Annotated in this window: 14 protein-coding genes; 11 read left to right on the top strand and 3 right to left on the bottom strand. The window is 74.2% G+C overall.

Annotation, left to right across the window (positions count from 1 at the left end; genetic code table 11):
* Positions 1-17: 17 nt before the first annotated feature.
* Genes ACIO92_RS00255 through ACIO92_RS00245 form a run of 3 tightly spaced genes read left to right on the top strand, consistent with a single transcriptional unit; the run spans position 18 to position 3,264 of the window.
* Positions 18-986, top strand: coding sequence for an NADPH:quinone oxidoreductase family protein (locus ACIO92_RS00255; protein WP_401236018.1), 969 nt, complete (start codon positions 18-20; stop codon positions 984-986).
* Complete coding sequence (locus tag ACIO92_RS00250) at positions 983-2,164, top strand: acyl-CoA dehydrogenase family protein (RefSeq protein ID WP_366440904.1); 1,182 nt, start codon at positions 983-985, stop codon at positions 2,162-2,164. The genes ACIO92_RS00255 and ACIO92_RS00250 overlap by 4 nt, the downstream gene beginning before the upstream one ends.
* Positions 2,161-3,264, top strand: a complete 1,104-nt coding sequence (locus ACIO92_RS00245) for an acyl-CoA dehydrogenase family protein (protein ID WP_366440905.1) — start codon at positions 2,161-2,163, stop codon at positions 3,262-3,264. Before ACIO92_RS00250 ends, ACIO92_RS00245 begins: the two co-directional genes overlap by 4 nt.
* 156 nt (positions 3,265-3,420) lie before the next feature.
* Here the strand turns inward: ACIO92_RS00245 and ACIO92_RS00240 are convergent, their stop codons facing one another.
* Entirely contained in the window at positions 3,421-4,896 is a 1,476-nt protein-coding gene (locus ACIO92_RS00240; protein WP_366440906.1) for an amidase family protein, read from the bottom strand.
* A 322-nt stretch (positions 4,897-5,218) separates the two neighbouring features.
* Between ACIO92_RS00240 and ACIO92_RS00235 the strand changes: the two genes are divergently transcribed.
* From ACIO92_RS00235 to ACIO92_RS00200, 8 genes are all read left to right on the top strand, one after another.
* Entirely contained in the window at positions 5,219-6,832 is a 1,614-nt protein-coding gene (locus ACIO92_RS00235) for an ABC transporter substrate-binding protein (RefSeq protein WP_402280676.1), read from the top strand.
* Positions 6,829-7,821 (top strand): ABC transporter permease, encoded by a 993-nt coding sequence (locus ACIO92_RS00230; RefSeq protein ID WP_366440908.1) that lies wholly within the window; start codon positions 6,829-6,831, stop codon positions 7,819-7,821. Before ACIO92_RS00235 ends, ACIO92_RS00230 begins: the two co-directional genes overlap by 4 nt.
* A complete protein-coding gene (locus tag ACIO92_RS00225) occupies positions 7,814-8,650 on the top strand; it encodes an ABC transporter permease (RefSeq protein WP_401236011.1) in 837 nt (278 codons plus the stop codon). Before ACIO92_RS00230 ends, ACIO92_RS00225 begins: the two co-directional genes overlap by 8 nt.
* A gap of 338 nt (positions 8,651-8,988) precedes the next feature.
* Positions 8,989-9,903 (top strand): ABC transporter ATP-binding protein, encoded by a 915-nt coding sequence (locus tag ACIO92_RS00220; RefSeq protein WP_366440961.1) that lies wholly within the window; start codon positions 8,989-8,991, stop codon positions 9,901-9,903.
* On the top strand, positions 9,896-10,567 hold the full coding sequence (locus tag ACIO92_RS00215; RefSeq protein ID WP_366440910.1) for an ATP-binding cassette domain-containing protein: 672 nt from the start codon (positions 9,896-9,898) through the stop codon (positions 10,565-10,567). Before ACIO92_RS00220 ends, ACIO92_RS00215 begins: the two co-directional genes overlap by 8 nt.
* Complete coding sequence (locus tag ACIO92_RS00210; protein ID WP_366440911.1) at positions 10,564-11,238, top strand: hypothetical protein; 675 nt, start codon at positions 10,564-10,566, stop codon at positions 11,236-11,238. The genes ACIO92_RS00215 and ACIO92_RS00210 overlap by 4 nt, the downstream gene beginning before the upstream one ends.
* Positions 11,239-11,354: 116 nt before the next feature.
* Positions 11,355-11,549, top strand: a complete 195-nt coding sequence (locus ACIO92_RS00205; protein WP_366440912.1) for a hypothetical protein — start codon at positions 11,355-11,357, stop codon at positions 11,547-11,549.
* 116 nt (positions 11,550-11,665) lie between these two features.
* Entirely contained in the window at positions 11,666-13,255 is a 1,590-nt protein-coding gene (locus tag ACIO92_RS00200) for a hypothetical protein (protein ID WP_402280680.1), read from the top strand.
* A gap of 66 nt (positions 13,256-13,321) precedes the next feature.
* Here ACIO92_RS00200 and ACIO92_RS00195 read toward each other — a convergent pair whose 3' ends face one another.
* On the bottom strand, positions 13,322-14,122 hold the full coding sequence (locus tag ACIO92_RS00195; RefSeq protein ID WP_402280682.1) for a VOC family protein: 801 nt from the start codon (positions 14,120-14,122) through the stop codon (positions 13,322-13,324).
* 122 nt (positions 14,123-14,244) lie between these two features.
* Positions 14,245-15,171 carry a universal stress protein gene (locus ACIO92_RS00190; RefSeq protein ID WP_401236007.1) on the bottom strand — a complete coding sequence of 309 codons (927 nt, stop codon included), beginning with the start codon at positions 15,169-15,171 and terminating at the stop codon, positions 14,245-14,247.
* Positions 15,172-15,236: the final 65 nt, after the last annotated feature.

Genomic DNA, 15,236 nt, shown 5'->3' with positions numbered 1-15,236 from the left:
ACGGAGGAGGCTCCCGGATGCGGGCATGGCGTGTGTACGAGAACGGGGAACCCCGCGCGGTGATGCGCCGCGAGGAGGTCGACCCGCCCACGCCCGGCGAGGGCCAGGTCCTCCTGAAGGTCCGCGCCGCCAACGTCAACTTCCCCGACGCGCTGCTCTGCCGGGGCCACTACCAGGTGCGGCCCCCACTGCCCTTCACCCCCGGCGTGGAGGTCTGCGCCGAGACCGACGACGGACGCCGGGTCGTCACCACCGCGGCCCTCCCGCACGGCGGCTTCGCCGACCACGTCCTCGCCGACGCCGCCGGACTCCTCCCCGCCCCCGAGGCACTGGACGACGCCGAGGCCGCCGCCCTCCACATCGGCTACCAGACCGGCTGGTTCGGCCTGCACCGCCGCGCCGCCCTCCAGCCCGGCGAGACCCTCCTCGTCCACGCGGCGGCCGGAGGGGTCGGCAGTGCCGCCGTCCAACTGGGCAAGGCCGCCGGGGCCACCGTCATCGGGGTCGTCGGCGGCCCCGGGAAGGCGGCCGTCGCCCGCGCCCTCGGCTGCGACGCCGTGATCGACCGCCGCGCCGAGGACGTCGTCGCCGCCGTCAAGGCCGCCACCGGCGGACGCGGCGCCGACGTGATCTACGACCCGGTCGGCGGCGAGGCCCACCGGCAGTCCGCGAAGTGCGTCGCCTTCGAGGGCCGGATCGTGGTCGTCGGATTCGCCGGCGGCACCGTCCCCGCGCCCACCCTCGACCACGCCCTGGTCAAGAACTACGCGATCCTCGGACTCCACTGGGGCCTGTACGCGGTGAAGGACCCCGCATCGGTCGCCCGCTGCCACGAGACCCTCACCGCCTACGCGGCCGAGGGCCTGATCCGACCGCTCGTCGCCGAACGCGTCCCCTTCGCCGGGGCGGCCGACGCCGTCCAGCGCGTCGCCGACGGCACCACCACCGGCCGTCTCGTCGTCCTCCCGGACGGAGCCCGCACATGACCGGCGCCGAAGAACTCCGCACCCGGACAAGGGACTTCCTGGCCGCGCACCCGCCCGCCGGAACCGACCGCACCGACTTCCTGCGCGCCCGCTTCGACGCCGGACTCGCCTGGGTCCACTACCCCGTGGGCCTCGGCGGACTCGACGCGCCCCGTGCGCTCCAGCACGTCGTCGACGCCGAACTGGCGGCGGCGGACGCCCCCGACAACGACCCGCGCAGGATCGGCATCGGACTCGGCATGGCCGCCCCCACCCTCCTCGCCCACGGCACCGACGAGACCAGAAAACGCTTCCTCCGGCCGCTCTGGGTGGGCGAGGAGGTGTGGTGCCAGCTCTTCAGCGAGCCCGGCGCGGGCTCCGACCTCGCCGCCCTCGCCACCCGGGCCGTCCGCGACGGCGACCACTGGGTGGTGAACGGCCAGAAGGTGTGGACCTCCAGCGCCCACCTCGCCCGCTGGGCCATCCTGATCGCCCGCACCGACCCGGACGCGCCCAAGCACCGGGGCATCACCTACTTCGTCCTCGACATGACCGACCCCGGCGTCGAGGTCCGGCCGCTGCGCCAGATCACCGGCGAGGCCGAGTTCAACGAGGTCTTCCTCACCGGCGTCCGCATCCCCGACACCCACCGCCTCGGCGCGGAGGGCGACGGCTGGCGAGTGGCCGGGACCACCCTCATGAACGAGCGGGTCTCCATCGGCGGCGCCGCCCTCCCGCGCGAGGGCGGCATGATCGGAAAGGCCGCCGCCACCTGGCGCGCCCGCCCCGAACTGCGCACCCACGACCTGCACCGGCGCCTCCTCGGACTCTGGGTCGACGCCGAGGTGGCCCGGCTCGCCGCCGAACGCCTCCGCCAGCAGCTCGTCGAGGGCAGGCCCGGCCCGGAGGGCAGCGCGGCGAAACTCTCCTTCGCCCGCCTCAACCAGGAGATCAGCGGCCTGGAGGTCGAACTCCTCGGCGACGAGGGGCTGCTGTACGGGGAGTGGGAGATGCGCCGCCCCGAACTCGTCGACTTCACCGGCCGCGACGCGGGCTACCGCTATCTGCGCTCCAAGGGCAACTCCATCGAGGGCGGCACCAGCGAGGTGCTGCTCAACATCGTCGCCGAGCGGGTCCTCGGCCTGCCCCCGGAGCCCCGCACCGACAAGGACGTCCCGTGGAAGGACCTCGCCCGATGACCGGACGGACGGAACCGGACGAGCAGCCGCTGGACCTCCTGCACTCCGAGACCGAGGAGGAGCTGCGGGCGGCGGTCCGCGCCCTGCTCACGGACAAGGCCGGTCACCGGGAGGTCCTGGGGCGGACCGGGACGGGGAGCCCGTACGTCCCCGGTCTGTGGAAGGCCCTCGCCACCGGCATCGGCGCGGCGGGCCTGCTGGTCCCCGAGCGGCTCGGCGGCCAGGGCGCGAGCCACCGCGAGGCCGCCGTCGTCCTGGAGGAACTGGGCCGCGCGGTGACCCCGCTGCCGTACCTGACCAGCGCGGTGGTGGCCACCGAGACCCTGCTCGCGCTGGTGACGGAGGGGGAGGCCGTCACCGGACTGCTCGCGGACCTCGCGTCCGGCCGCACGGTCGCGGTCCTCGCCGTTCCGCTGGGGACGGCGCCGGGCCAGGACCCGGTGCCCGCACCCTCGGTCGCCGGGGTCGCCGACGCGGTCGCCGCCGAGGTGTTCCTGGTGCCGCGCGCCGACGGCCTGTACGCCGTACCGGCGGGGGAGGCCGGGATCGAGCCGCAGGTCCCGCTGGACCTCACGCGTCCGCTCGCCGTGGTGACCCCGGGGGACGGCGGCATCCGGCTGGCCGGGGCCGACGCGGGCCGCGCCGCCGTCCGGCGCGGACTCCTGGCCGGGGCCGGACTCCTCGCTTCCGAACAGCTCGGGCTCGCCGAGCGGTGCCTGGCCGAGACCGTCCGCCACACCCGCGAGCGCCATCAGTTCAACCGGCCGGTCGGCTCCTTCCAGGCGCTCAAGCACCGCATGGCCCAGCTCTGGCTGGACCTCGTCGGGGCCCGCGCGGCGGCCCGCGCCGCCGCCGACGCCCTCGCGGGCGGACACCCGGACGCCCCGCTCCTGGTGGCGGTGGCGCAGGCGTACTGCTCGAAGACGGCGGTACGGGCCGCCGAGGAGTGCGTACAACTGCACGGCGGGATCGGCATGACCTGGGAACACCCCGCCCATCTGGCCCTCAAGAGAGCCAAGTCGGCATCCATCGCCCTGGGTTCACCGGGCCGCCACCAGGACACCGTCGCCACCCTGATGAACCTGACACCGCCGGAGTGACCCGTCGCCGTACGGCCCTCGACGCCGAACGGTCTTCCGCGGCTAGGCACTCGTGGCGGACGCCCCACCGCCGTACGGCCGCCGTGCCCCACGTCCCGCCCGCCACGGCGGGCGCCGGGGAAGCCGGTGGTCCGGCGCCCGCCGAGGGCCGGGCCCTCACCCGAGCAGCGCGGGGGCCCGGGGCGCGGGTGGAACGATTCGGGCGAGCGCCTTCGCGGCGGCCACGACCTCGCGGTCGGCGAGGTACGGGCCGATGATCTGGACGGCCAGCGGCAGCCCCTCGGCGGTCCGTCCGGTCGGCAGCACCAGGGACGGCAGGCCCACCAACGAGGCGAGATTCAGCCAGCTCGTCTGCTCGTAGTAACCGCGCCGCACCCCGTCCACGGTGATGTGCCGGTCCTGCGCGGCGACGGACGTCTGGTCCGGCACGGCGGCGGTCGGCGCGGCCGGGGTGATCAGCAGGTCATGCGTCTCGAAGTACGCCTCCCACACGGCCCGGAGGCCGTGCCGCTCCTCGTCGGCGCGCGCCCAGTCACGGTGCCGCACGGTGCGCGACCTCAGATAGGCGGCGGCGGGGGAGCCGTCGGGAACCGAGGCGGCGGCCTCGACCTCCGCCGCGAACACGTCGTCCGGAGCGGACGCGGCCGAGGCCGCGAACATCAGACGCCGGAACAGGGCGTCGCTCGCGGCGAAGCCGACCGGCCGGGACGTCCCGTCCACCTCGGCACCCGCCCCGCGCACCGCGTGGACCACGCGTTCCAGGAGGTCCCGGGTCGCCGCGTCCACCCGGCAGTACGCGTCGTCGGCCCACACCCCGACGCGCTGCCCGCGCAGCGTCGTCCTGGTCGGCCCCGGCAGGTCGACGCGCCACGCGGCCCGGTCGGCGGGCGCGGGCGCGGCGAGCACGCCGAGCAGCAGGGCGAGGTCGTCGGCGTCCCGGGCGACCGGCCCGAGAGTGAGCATGTCCGAACCGGTGAGCCAGCCCGGCGGGCGCGGGACGTGCCCCCGGACCGGGACGACCGGCGCCGCGCCCCGCGAGGTGCGCAGCGCCAGCACACCGCAGTACGCGGCCGGGAGCCGGAGCGATCCGGCGAGGTCGGAGCCGACCTCCAGGGCGCTGACGCCGATGGCGACGGCCGCCGCCGCGCCGCCCGAGGAGCCGCCCGCCGTGTGGGCGGGGGAGTGGGGGTTGACCGTCGTCCCGACGAGCTCGTTGGAGGTCTGGAGGTCCTGGCACATCGGCGGGACGTTCGACTTGCCGAGGACGACCGCCCCGGCCGCCCGCAGCAGCGCCACGGAGTCCGCGTCCCGCTCCGGTACGTGCTCCGCCAGGTCCGGGCTGCCGCACGTGGTCCGCAGCCCGGCGGTCTCCAGGGAGTCCTTGACCGTCATCGGCAGCCCGTGCAGCCGCCCCAGGGTGCGGCCGGTGTCCGCCAGGTGCCGGTCGGCCCGGTCGGCGGCGGCGCGCGCCCCCTCGGCGTCGAGGGTCACCAGGGCGTTGACGCCGGGGTTCACCTCGGCGTGATGGGCCAGGACCTGGTCGAGGAGTTCCCGCGCGGTCACCGCGCGGCGGCGCAGGGCGGCGAGCTGCGTCCGGGCGGTGGCGCGGTACAGGGCGGTGGGACGGTTCACGAGGGGGGCTCCCGGTGCGTCGGCGGACGGATCATCGTACGGAACGGCGGGGGGAACCCGCGCAAGTACGCGGGGCGGGACCACAGGGAGCCCGGAGCCCCGGAGCCCGGAGCCCCAGGGCCCGGAGCCCCAGGGCCCGGAGCCCCAGGGCCCGGAGCCTTCGGAGTCGAGGACGGGCCCACCGGCGGTACACGGCGCGGAGTCCCGCGAGTGGCCGGAACCTCCGTACGTAAGGGGCCTCCGTGTCCCCTTTTCCTTACATACTGTTTAATTGCAAGCTGCTCGCAACAACTGTCGATCTCCAAGAAGAGGTGTGGCCACGATGACCGCCCGATCCTTCCGGCGTGCCGCCACCGCGATACCCGCGGCGGCCGTCGCACTCACCGTGGCGGCCTGCTCGAACCCCGGCGCCGCCGGAGGCGCCACCGGACCCAAGGATTCCGCGGTCGTCGGCATCGCCTACGAGCCCGAGAGCCTCAGCCCGCTCCTCGGCTACGGCAAGGACGGCAACTCCAAGATCTTCGACGGGCTCCTCGCCCTCGACGCCGGAATGAAGCTCACCCCGGCGCTCGCCACCGCGCTGCCCCGGATCAGCGACGACGGCCTCACGTACACGTACACCCTCCGCAAGGGGGTCACCTTCAGCGACGGCGTCCCCTTCACCGCGAAGGACGTCGTCTACACCTACCGGACGATCCTCGACCCGAAGACGAACAACGCCTCCCGCACCGAACTCGACGCCCTCAAGAGCGTCGACGCGGTCGGTGACGGCACCGTCGTCTTCCGGCTCAAGTACCCCTACGCGCCCTTCGCGCAGCGCACCGTCCAGGCCATCGCGCCCGAGCACGTCGCCGCGAAGCAGGACGTCAACACCGGAGCCTTCTCCAGCAAGCCGATCGGCACCGGCCCGTACGTCCTCACCGGCTGGTCCAAGGGCGAGAAGCTCACCTTCAAGGCCAACCCGACGTACTGGAACGGCGCGCCCGCGGTGAAGAAGTTCACCATGGCGATCATCAAGGACGACGACGTCCGCGCCACCCGGCTGCGCGCCGGGGACCTCGACGGCGCCATCCTGCCGCCCAACCTCGCCGCCGGGTTCAAGGACGACAAGGCCAGGAAGACCTGGACCGCGAAGACCTACGACTACCGCACGGTCACCCTCCCCACCCACCACCGGGTCACCGGCGACACCGCCGTCCGGCGCGCCCTCGACCTCGCCGTGGACCGCCGGACCATGGTCGACAAGATCCTCGAAGGAGCCGGGAAGCCCGCCTACGGGCCCGTCCCCACCGACAGCCCCTGGTTCGCCAAGGGCACCGAACGCCGCCACGACCTCGCCGGGGCGCAGAAGATCCTCGACGAGGCGGGCTGGAAGCCCGGCCCCGACGGCGTCCGCGTCAAGGACGGCGTCCGCGCGGCCTTCCCGCTCTGGTACCTCTCCGGCGACAAGCTCCGCCAGGACCACGCCCTCGCCTACGCCTCCGACGCCAAGAAGGCGGGCATCGACATCACCGCCCAGGCCGGCACCTGGGAGGTCATCGAGCCCCGGATGAAGACCGACGCCGTCCTCGCGGGCGGCGGCTCCCCCGGCGACCCCGACTTCGACCAGTACCTCCTGCTGAAGTCCAGCCTCGCCGGGGACGGCTTCAACAACATGGCCTGGTACGCCGACGGGACCGTCGACCGCGCACTGGAGGACGGCCGCCGCACCGACGACCCCGCCCTGCGCCGCGCCGCGTACGACACGATCCAGCGCGAACTGGTCAAGAACCCCGGCTACACCTTCCTCACCCACATCGACCACCTCTACGTCGTGAACGACGCCTGGGACGGACTCAGCACCCAGACCGAGCCCCACGACCACGGTCTCGCCTCCGGCCCCTGGTGGAACATCGAGAACTGGAAGCCGAAGAACACCGGGACGACCGCGAAGTGAACCGCCGCCTCCCCTGGGGGGCCATGGCCCGGATGACGGGACGGCGCGCCCTGGCCGCCGTCCCCGTCCTCCTCGGCGTCACCCTCGCGGTGTTCGCCGTCGCCGAGGCGTCCCCCTTCGACCCCGTCAAGGCGTACGCGGGAACCGCGGGCCTCACCGCCTCGCAGGAGAACCTCGACCAGCTCCGCGCCAACCTCGGCGTGGACCGGCCCCTCCTCACCCGCTGGTGGGAATGGCTCACCTCCGCCCTCACCGGCGACCTCGGCGACTCCTCCGTGATGCGCCGCCCGGTCGCCGAGGTCGTCGGCGAACGGCTCGGCTGGTCCGTCCTCCTCGCCGTCACCGCCTTCCTCGTCGCCATCGCGCTCGGCACCTTCCTCGGGGTCCTCGCCGGACGCCGCAGGGGCGGTCCGGTCGACCGGACCGTCAGCTCCGTCGCGTACACCCTGGAAGCGGCCCCCGCCTTCTGGCTGGGCCTCCTCGCCATCTGGTTCTTCGCCCTGCGACTGGGCGTGCTGCCCGCCGGCGGCCTCACCGACACCGCCAGCGACACCGTCACCTTCGACCAGGTCGCCCGGCACCTGGTGCTGCCCGCGCTCGTCCTCGGCGTCTCGCAGCTGCCCTGGTTCTTCCTGTACGTGCGCCAGGGCGTCGGCGACGCCCTCGACGAGGACCCCGTGCGCGGCGCCCGCGCCAGGGGCCTGAGCGAACGCACCGTCCTCACCGGCCACGCGCTGCGCTCCGGGATGCTGCCCATGCTCACCCTCGTCGGCTCCCGCGTCCCCGAACTCATCACCGGAGCCCTCCTCGTGGAGACCGTCTTCAGCTGGCCCGGGATCGCCGCCGCCACCGTCCAGGCGGCGACCTCCGTCGACTTCCCGCTGCTCGCCGCGCTCACCGTGCTCGCCACCGCCGCCGTCCTCGCCGGGAACCTGCTCTCCGACCTCCTGTACGGACTCGCGGACCCGAGGGTGGGCTTCGATGGCTGACCAGCGCACCCACCGCCTGCGACTGTGGAGCTCCGCCGTCGTCGTCGGCGCCGTCCTCCTCGCCGTCCTGCTGGTCCCCCCGCTGGTCCAGCTCGACGAACAGGCCGTCGACCTCTCCCGCAAGCTCCTCCCGCCGTCCTGGGAGCACCCCTTCGGCACCGACGACCTCGGGCGCGACCTCCTCCTGCGCTGTGTCTACGGCCTGCGGATCTCCCTGCTCGTCGGACTGGTCGCGGCCCTCGTCGCGACCGTCGTCGGCACGGCCGTCGGAGCCGCCGCCGGGGCGCTCGGCGGCTGGACCGACCGCTGTCTGATGCGGCTCGTCGACGCCTTCTCGTCCGTGCCGCACCTGCTCCTCGGCATCTTCGTGGTCGCCCTCTTCCGGCCCGGGGTCTGGCCCGTGATCGCCTCCGTCGCCGTCACCCACTGGCTCTCCACCGCCCGCATCGTGCGCTCCGAGGTGCTCTCCCTGCGCACCCGGCCGTTCGTGGACGCGGCGGTCTCCGGCGGCGCCGGACGGTGGCGGGTCGCCGTCCGGCACCTGCTGCCCGCCGTGCTGCCGCAGGCGGGGCTCGCCGCCGTCCTGATGGTCCCGCACGCCATGTGGCACGAGTCCGCGCTGTCCTTCCTCGGCCTCGGACTGCCGAGCCACCAGGCCAGCCTCGGCAACCTGGTGCAGAACGCGCGCTCCTCGCTCCTCGCCGGGTACGGCTGGCCCACCCTCTTCCCCGGCCTGCTGCTCATCGTGCCGACCCTCGCCATCGCCGGACTCGCCGGAGTGTGGCGCGACCGGCTCAACCCGCGCCGCCGATCGGAGCTGATGCTGTGAACGGCCCCACCACCCCCGAGGACTCCACCACCCCCCGGGGCGCCACCACTCACACCGACCCCGCCGGTCTCACAGATCTCACCGACTCGACGGGTCTGACCGGGAACGCTGCCCTCACCGGGAACGCTGCCCTCACCAGGCGCTCTGGTCCCACCAGGCACTCTGGTCCCGCAGACCCCGCAGACCCCACCGGGCACCTGGCCCCCACTGGGCACCCGGCCCCCACCACCCCCGCCCGCCGCGCCGGAGGCGATCTCCTCCGCGCCCTCGACGCGGTCTCCGCCGAGCGTGCCGGGGACGCCGTCCTCAGCGTCCGTGACCTCACCGTCCGCTTCCGGCTGCGCGGCGGCCGGACCGTCGCCGCCGTCACCGGCGCCGACTTCGACCTCGGCGCGGGCGAGTGCCTGGCCCTCGTCGGCGAGAGCGGCTGCGGCAAGTCCGTCCTGGCCTCCGCCCTCCTCGGCCTGCTGCCCGGCAACGCCGAGATCTCGGGCTCCGCCCTGCTGGCGGGCGCCGGGGGCCGGGACGGCGTCGATCTGCTCACCGCCGACGAGAAGACCCTCGCCCGCACGGTACGGGGCCGCCGCGTCGGCCTCGTACCGCAGAGCCCCGCCGCCCACCTCACCCCCGTCCGCACGGTCCGCTCCCAACTGGAGGAGACCGTCCGCGCCCTCACCGGCACCGCCCGCAGGGCCCGCCGCGAGGCGGCCGAGGACGCCGCCGACCGCGCCGCCTTCCCCGCCGGGCACCTGGACCGCTACCCGCACGAGCTCTCCGGCGGACTCGCCCAGCGCGCCGCCACCGCCCTCGCCCTCATCGGCGGCGCGCCGCTGCTCATCGCCGACGAACCCACCACCGGACTCGACCGCGACCTCGTCGAGCGCACCGCGGACGAACTGCGCCGCCACGCCGACGACGGCCGCGCCCTGCTCCTCATCACCCACGACCTGACCGCCGCCGCGCGGATCGCCGACCGCGTCGCCGTCATGTACGCGGGCCGCATCGTGGAGATCGCCCCCGCCCACCGCTTCTTCGGCACGGCGGGCCCCCGCCACCCCTACGCCCGGGGCCTCCTCGACGCCCTGCCCGACCGGGCGTTCACCCCGATCCCCGGGATGCCCCCGGAGCTGTCGGACCTGCCCGACGGCTGCGCCTTCGCCGCCCGCTGCCCCCGCGCCGGGGACGCCTGCGCCGTCCGGCCGGAGTCCACCGCGGGCGTCGCCTGCCACCACCCGGAGCGCCCCCGTGCTTGAACTCGACTCCGTCACCGCCGGATACGAGCGCCGGGCCCCCGTCTTCCGGGGCGCCTCGCTCACCGTCGCCCCCGGCGAGTCCGTCGGGCTCCTCGGCCCCAGCGGCTGCGGCAAGTCCACCCTCGCCCGGGTCGCCGCCCTGCTGCACCGCCCCGACGCGGGCCGTCTCGTCCTCGACGGCACCGAGGTCCGGGCCTGGCGGCACCGCGCCCCGCGCGCCCTGCGGACCTCCGTCGGCGTGGTCTTCCAGCAGCCCAGGACCGCCGCCGACCCCCGGCTGACCCTCGCCGACCTGCTCGTCGAGCCGCTCCGCGCGACCGGCCGCCGAGCCGAGGCCGCCGGGCGCCTCGCGGAACTCGCCCCGGCGGTCGGCCTCACCCCCGACCTGCTGGTCCGCCGCCCGCACGAGGTCAGCGACGGACAGCTCCAGCGGGCCTGCCTCGGGCGGGCCCTGGCCCTGCGTCCCCGCTGGCTGATCTGCGACGAGATGACCGCCATGCTCGACGCCTCCACCACGGCGGCGCTCGTCGCCGCCGTCGAGGGGTACCGGGCCGAGACCGGCGCCGGGCTCCTCGCCGTCGGCCACGACCGCGTGCTGCTGCGCCGCTGGTGCGACCGTACGGTGGACTGGGCCGACTGCCTGCCCGCCGAGGAGACCCCGTGACCGGGGGGACGCCTGACCCCTGGCCCCGCGCCACCGAGGACGACCCTCTCGACGGGCTGCGGGCCGCGCTCCTCGAAGCCCCCTGCGGTTACGAGCCCGCGCAGGGCTACGAGGACCACTGCTGGCTCCTCCACGGCATCCACGACGGTCCGGTACGACTCCGCTGGGACGAGGTCCTGTCCCGGGAGGACCGACGCCTCACCGACTGGCCCGGCACCCTCTCGCACCTGGTCTTCGAGGACGTGACGGGCGCGGACGAACTCGACGGGCCCGACCCGGCGGAGCTGGACCGCGTCTCGCTGGCCCGGCTCGTCGAGCACCTCGTCCGGCGGTCGCCAGGAGGCGCCGACTCGCGCGTCGGCGCGGCGCGGGCGCCCGTCGCGGCGCCGCCCGGAGCGATGTCGCCGGACGAGACGCTCCTGGCGCGGCGCGGCAGGCTCGGGGACACCCTCGCCCACCACGACGCCGCGCCCGACTTCTACTTCCCCGCCACCTGGTGGGCCGCCGACGGGCACTGGCTGGTCGTGACCGACCACGATCTGAGCGCCACCCAGGTCTTCGGGGACACCGCGCTGATCGAGGCGCTGCTCGCCGACCCCGGACTCGACGCCGTCCGCGGACCGACCGTCGCGGAGACCTTCGCGGCCCTCGAAGCCCCCGGCGACCGATAGCACCCGCTTTCCACCCGTATGGCCGCCCCGCCTTGCGCCCGAACGAACCTCTCGTTCCGCCACAATGTCCGCCGAACGCCGCAATTCAGGTGCGGCAGAAGGAGGACGTGAGGCCGATGGTCGTTTCCCTTTCCGTCGTGGTGCTGCTGCTGATCCTGGCCACGGTCTTCCTGCGGGGCGGCGGGCTCAAGGTCAGCCATGCCCTCGTCTGCGCGCTGCTCGGCTTCTTCCTCGCCGGGACCGGTATGGCACCCACCATCCACCACGGGGTCGCCGCCACCGCCGACCTGGTCTCCAGCATCCGGCCCTGAGCGTTGCGGCACCGTGAACCGCCCGTGAAACCCGGGCTGATGCCATGTACATCTCAGATCCTCGGACCTAGCGTCGGTCGTCGGCGCGACAGGCGCAGGCAACCCGAGGAGCCACCGTGAGCCCCCACCCACCCCGAGGACGAGCGCGCATCCTGGTGCTCGCCACCGCGCTCGGCGCGATCCTCCTGACCGGTGCCGCGCCCGTGGCCCAGGCCGAGGAGATCCCCCTCGCCCCCGGTCACCGCCTCGTGGAGCACTACGAGGGCGCCCCCGCGACCGCGCTCCCGGTGCCGGGTAAGGGCCCCGCCCAGCACCCGTACCTCGCCCCCAACGGGCGCAGCGGGATGCACGCCGACGGAGCGGGCAGCGGCACCCACCCCTACCCCGGGCCGCTCGGCCGCGCCCCGGGCGTCACCAGCGAGAAGATCGCCCCGGTCGGCGGCGAGTGCGCCACCGTCACCTTCGACTCCGGCGGCAGGCTCGTCACCGTCTGCGGCACCTTCAGCGGCTTCCTCCTGAAGCTGCTGGACCCGCGCACCCTGGACACCCTCGCCGAGTACAAGCTGCCGCAGCGCTCCTCCACGGTCGAGGCGATCACCCGCCTCGACTTCGAGAAGATCTTCAAGGACACCTCGGGGGGTGCCTACTTCTACCTCGACGAGCGGGACCGGGTCGTCGTCGCCGACTCCAGGCAGCACATCCAGCGCCTGTCGCACCGTCAGAAGTCCGACGGATCATGGGAGTTCGTCGTCGAGGACGACTGGGACCTGACCTCGCTCGTGCCGCACGACTGCGTCACCTGGACGAACCTGTTCCCCAGCGGCGTCTGTGATCCCGTCACCTCCGTCATGCCGGACTGGGAGGGCCGCATCTGGTGGGTGACCCGCCTCGGCCGGGTCGGCACCGTCGATCCGGCCACCGGGAGGCTGCGCGCGGTCCGCCTCGCGGGCGAGGAGATCCAGAACTCCTTCTCCGTCGCCGAGGACGGCGTCTCGCTCGTCACCGACCACGCCCTGTACTCCTTCGAGGCCGATGCCGACGGCGTCCCGCGCGTGCGGTGGCGGGAGGTGTACGACCGGGGCACCGGCACCAAGCCCGGCTCGGTGAACCAGGGTTCGGGCACCACCCCCGATCTGTTCGGCGTCCACGACGAGTACGTCGCCATCACCGACAACGCCGACGAGCGGATGAACGTCCTCGTCTACCGCAGGGGCGCCGACGCGCCCGAGGGCGGACGGCTCGTCTGCAAGGTCCCGGTCTTCGGGCGCGGCGCCTCCACCACCGACAACTCGCTGATCAGCTGGGGCGACAGCCTCGTCGTCGAGAACAACTACGGCTACGAGAACCCGAGCACCCTCCTCCTCGGCCGCAGTGTCGTCGGCGGCGCCACCCGGATCGACGTCCGCGCCGACGGCAGCGGCTGCGACACCGTCTGGGAGAGCGACGTCCGCTCGCCCTCGACCGTGCCGAAGCTCTCCACCGCCAACGGACTGCTCTACTTCTACGAGAAGCGCCCCAGCTCCTGGGGCATCGACGCCTGGTACCTCACCGCCGTCGACTTCCGCACCGGCCGCCGGGCCTTCAGCCGCTTCACCGGCACCGGACTCTCGTACGACAACAACTGGGCGCCGATCACCCTCGGCCCCGACGGCACCGCCTACGTGGGGGTCTTCAACGGCATCGTGGCCGTCCGCGACACCGCCTGATCCCCGCACGGCACACACGGCGACCGCCCCGGGACCTCGTGTCCCGGGTCGGTCGCCGTGCGGGGTTCAGACCAGCTCGGGCATCTCGCCGACGGTGGTCTTCGCGTCGATCACGGCGAACGGGGCGCCCTGCGGGTCGAGGACCGCCGCGAACCGGCCGAACGGGCTGTCCATCGGCCCGAACACCTTCCGCCCGCCGAGCCGTTCGGCGGCCTCGACGGCCTTGTCGCAGTTGTCGACGGCGAAGTACAGCTGGACGTACGAGGGGACCTCCGGCGGGAAGTCCTCCGCCGACATCACCATCCGTCCGAGGACCGGCCGGGGGCCGCCGAGGTCGAAGAGCCGGTAGTCCATGTGCTCGTCCTTGATCTTCTTGCTGCCGTAGCCGAAGACCTCCGTGAAGAACGCGTCGGACTTCGCGGGCTCCCGGGTGAAGATCTCCGCCCAGGTGTACGAGCCGGTCTCGCCCTCCAGCTCGAAGCCCTCGTGCCGGTCGGCCTGCCAGACACCGAACGTGACGCCCGCCGGGTCCTGCGCGAGGCACATCGAGCCGAAGTCGCCGACCTGCATCGGTTCCATCAGGACGGTGCCGCCCGCGCTCCGGATCTTCTCCGCCGTCGCGGCGGCGTCCGGCGAGGCCAGATACAGACACCAGGCCGACTGGGCCCCGCCGTCCTGGCCGGGCATGGGCGGGACGACCGCCGCGACGGCCTTGCCGTTCTTGTACGCCTGGGTGTAGTTGCCGTATTCGGAGGAAGACTCGCCGAACGTCCAGCCGAGCACGTCCCCGTAGAAGGTCTTGGCGCCCTCCAGGTCGGTGAACATCGCGTCGGTCCAGACCGGTGTGCCTTCAGGTCGTGCGGCCATGACGGTGACTCCCACTTCCGATTCGATGACGTGTTCCTGTGAGCCACGCTAGTCACGCTCGCCCGGGAGCGCGCGGTGGCACACGGTCACGGCAATCGAACTGGCGATCGAATATGAGGGAATCAGACGGACGGCCCCGGAGGAACCACGGCTACCGGGCAGTACGCGTGCTGGAGCACCGCGTGAGTGACCGAACCGAGGAGGAGGGAACCGAAACGATGCCGGTGATGGCGTCCCACCACGACGAGCCCGGCGTCCCGCGAGCCCTCCACCAGCCGCCCCGTCGCGTCCCCGGGCACCACCGAGGCCGTGAGCCCGACTCCCGGCCACCGCTCCGCGAACGGCGCGAGCAGCGCGGTCTGCTCCCGCTCCGCCTCCCGCAGGATCTCCTCCGTGTCGTCCTCGAACGGCAACGGCGGCGGCACCTGGAGCGCGGGGGAGGGGGCCGCCAGGAGCGCGCCCGGCTGCGGCGGGATCCGGAAGGCGGTCACCACCTCCAGCGGTACGCCCCGGTGCTGCGCCGTCCCGAAGGCGAAGGCCACCACCGCGTCCGGAGTCTCGTCGGCCGCCAGCCCCAGCAGCACCCGGCCCGCGCCCGCCCCGCTCTCCAGGGCCGCCGTGCGCGCCTCGTGCGGGACGACGACGAGCGGACAGGGCGCGGTGGCGGCGAGGGTGCGACCGGCCGAGCCGAGCAGCAGGGTGGCGAAACCACCGTGCCCCCGGGAGCCGGTCACCAGGAGCCGGGCGTCCCGGGACGCCGCCGTGAGGGCCTCGGTCACGGTCCCGTCCAGGGGCGCGTACCGCACGGGAACGCGGTGCCCGCGTTCCTCCACGACGGTCCGCACGGCGCGCAGGACGGTGTCCGGCGGCTCCGGGACACTGCCCGGGGAGGGGGTGCGGACCGTGCCGGACCGGACATGGGCCACGACCAGCGGCGATCCCAGGCTCTCGGCGTGACCCAGGGCCCATTCCAGGGCCCGCAGACTGTGCGCGGAACCGTCCACGCCGACGACGACCGGCGGCTCGGGCGCGGTGCTCGTGTCACTCATGCGGGAATGCCTCCCGCGCGCGCCCGTCCGCCACACCGGTCAGGACCGGCCGTGACCGGTCCCGG

The sequence above is a fragment of the Streptomyces sp. NPDC087215 genome (genome assembly GCF_044744885.1).
GTDB lineage: Bacteria > Actinomycetota > Actinomycetes > Streptomycetales > Streptomycetaceae > Streptomyces.
This window is presented reverse-complemented; position numbering and strand designations above follow the sequence as displayed.